The sequence below is a fragment of the Neisseria sp. HMSC067H09 genome (assembly GCF_001814135.1).
Lineage (GTDB): Bacteria > Pseudomonadota > Gammaproteobacteria > Burkholderiales > Neisseriaceae > Neisseria.
Map to the genome: position 1 here is coordinate 1 of NZ_KV814943.1, position 2,890 is coordinate 2,890.

A 2,890-nucleotide genomic window follows, 5' to 3' on the forward strand; every position below is an offset into this window, starting at 1 on the left:
GTTGTTGGAGGAAAAGAAATTTTGCAAAGGTCTCAACCCGTCAAAAATCCCAGACGCAAAAAAAGCAGACCCAACAGGTCTGCTTTCAATATTGTCTATTAATCCAGATTCAAGACGGCGGAGGTGTAAACGTCCTGTACGTCGTCCAAATCTTCCAGCGCGTCAATCAGTTTCTGCATTTTGACGGCATCTTCGCCGGAAAGTTCGGTTTCGTTTTGGGCACGCATGGTAACGTCGCCGTCAACGGATTTGTAGCCTGCGGCTTCCAATGCCGCTTTCACGCCCGCCCAATCGTTGGGGGCGGTGATGACTTCGATGGAACCGTCGTCGTTGGTGATAACGTCTTCCACACCGGCTTCCAGAGCGGCTTCCATCAGCGCGTCTTCGTCAACGCCGGGTTCGAACACCAGATAACCCTGATGCACGAAGTTGAACGCTACGCAGCCGTCGGTGCCCAAGTTGCCGCCGTTTTTGGTGAACGCATGGCGCACGTCGGCGACGGTGCGGGTTTTGTTGTCAGTCAGGCAATCTACCATCAGTGCCGCGCCGCCGATGCCGTAGCCTTCGTAGCGCAGTTCGATGTATTCCACGCCCTCCAAGTTGCCCGTACCTTTGTCGATGGCGCGTTGCACGTTGTCTTTGGGCATATTGTTTTCGGCGGCTTTTTCCAAAGCCAGGCGCAGGCGCGGGTTGGCGCCGGGATCGCCGCCGCCCATGCGGGCTGCGACGGTGATTTCTTTAATCAGACGGGTGAAGATTTTGCCGCGTTTGGCATCTTGACGGGCTTTTTTATGCTGGATATTCGCCCACTTGCTATGACCTGCCATATATGGATTCCTTTCGATTTTCCGCCTTATCCGGCGGACTCTTGCTCATTTTCAAAGGGCGCATTTTAACATAGGTTGAATATACCTAAAATATTCAGACGACGCTGCATTCTGCCTAAAAGGTCGTCTGAAAACGCCGATAGCGCCCGACAAACGCAAAAATCTTGTCTTTGCCCAAACCTGACCCTTTTTTTCGTTTGCCTCACAAAAGGTTTACGGTATCATGCAGGCCTGCTTCAGGATTGTTGACAACTTGGGGCGAAACGGACGAAACCGGCCTGCTCGCCGCGCCGTCCGACACAACGGCATTCAACGGAGTAACCGCCGCCGGATGCCGTCATCTGTTCATTTTTCAATATAAGGTTTGTAATTATGGAAAAAACATTGTCTGCACTGGTGGGCGCAGTCAATCTGATTCTGTGGGACTACCTGCTGATTTACGCCCTTTTGGGCATCGGCCTGTTTTTCACACTCTATCTGGGTGCGCCGCAGATTACCAAATTTGGCGAAGGCCTCAAATCCGTTTTCGGCGGTTTGTTTTCCAAAAAAGACAAAGACGATAAATCTTTGTCGCAATTCCAAGCACTCGCTGTCGCCGTCTCCGCCCAAATCGGCACGGGCAACGTCGCCGGCGTGGCAACCGCCATTACCGCAGGTGGGCCGGGTGCGATTTTTTGGATGTGGCTTTCCGCCGTTTTGGGGATGTCCACGATTTTTGCCGAAGCCCTGCTCGCGCAAAAATACCGCGTCGTCAGCCACGGCAAATACATCGGCGGCCCCGCGTTCTACATCACGCACGGACTGACCCCGAAAATCGGGCGCGGCGCGGCGCGTTTCTTATCGGGCTTCTTCTCCATCGCCCTGATTATCGCGCTGGGCTTCATCGGTAACGCCACGCAGGCAAACTCCATCGCCTCCTCCGTTACCATCGCCTTTAACGTACCGGCTTTGGCAGTAGGCATCACCCTCGCCGTCCTTGCGGGCATGATTATCGTCGGCGGCGTAAACCGCATCGCCAACATCGCCCAATTCGTCGTGCCGTTTATGGCGATTATCTATATTTTGTGTGCGGTCGTTATCCTGTTTGAATTCTCCGACCACATCGTACCGATGTTCAACCACATCTTTACCGCCGCCTTCAATCCCGAAGCTGTGTTAGGCGGCGCGGCGGGTATCGGTATGCGCGAAGCCGTCCGTTACGGCGTGGCACGCGGGCTGTTTTCCAACGAAGCAGGTATGGGTTCGACGCCGCACGCACACGCTACCGCCGACGTGAACCACCCCGTTCAACAAGGCTTGGCGGCATTTATCGGCGTCTTCATCGACACCATCTTGGTCTGCACCGCCACCGCGCTGATTATCCTCCTGACCGATGCCAACCTTTCCGGCGAACAAGGCGCGGCGGTGACCCAATTCGCCTTCAGTAAAGCCTTCCCCGGCTTCGGTTCGCAACTGCTCGCCGTCTGCCTGACCTTCTTCGCCTTCACCACCATCATCGGCTGGTACTACTTCGGCGAGTCCAACATCCGCTTCCTCTTCAGGGGAAAACACTTGGGCATCTACCGCGCGCTCGTGCTGCTGGCTATCGTGTTGGGCACGCTGGGCAAAGTCGATTTGGTTTGGAGCCTGTCCGATATGTTCAACGGCTTCATGGTCATCCCCAACTTAATCGCCCTATTCCTCCTGCGCAAAGAAATCCGCGCCGTTTACGACGATTATCTGGCGCAGAAAAAAGCAGGCAAAGGCTTGTCCTACCAATATGAATTCCACGAATTCCACGACAAGGCTTAATCCTCGACTATAAAAACGACTCAGCATCATATCAAATATTAAATGTAGTTATTTTTGTTTTTTTCTTAATATTTTTGTTCATTGCTGTTTTATCAGATATGACAATATGCGGCTGCTTTTGCAGCCGTTTTTCTTTGTATGTTCATGTTAAATAATCTTATTAGAATGCAGATCCTTAAAAACAGTTAATGAGCTTATTATTCCTGAAAGATTTTTGAAATAGCAAGAGACCTTTGCAAAAATCCCCCAAATTCCCATCAAGACATTTAGGG

The 2,890-nt window shown here is 52.3% G+C and carries 2 protein-coding genes; one reads left to right on the top strand and one right to left on the bottom strand.

Annotation, left to right across the window (positions count from 1 at the left end; all coding sequences use genetic code 11):
* Positions 1–98: 98 nt before the first annotated feature.
* Positions 99–827, bottom strand: coding sequence for a YebC/PmpR family DNA-binding transcriptional regulator (locus HMPREF2954_RS09760; protein ID WP_045075242.1), 729 nt, complete (start codon positions 825–827; stop codon positions 99–101).
* Between the two features lie 372 nt (positions 828–1,199).
* Here HMPREF2954_RS09760 and HMPREF2954_RS09765 point away from each other — a divergent pair, with 372 nt between their 5' ends.
* Positions 1,200–2,618: an alanine/glycine:cation symporter family protein gene (locus tag HMPREF2954_RS09765; RefSeq protein WP_003776489.1), complete on the top strand. Its 1,419-nt coding sequence runs from the start codon at positions 1,200–1,202 to the stop codon at positions 2,616–2,618.
* Positions 2,619–2,890 lie beyond the last annotated feature (272 nt).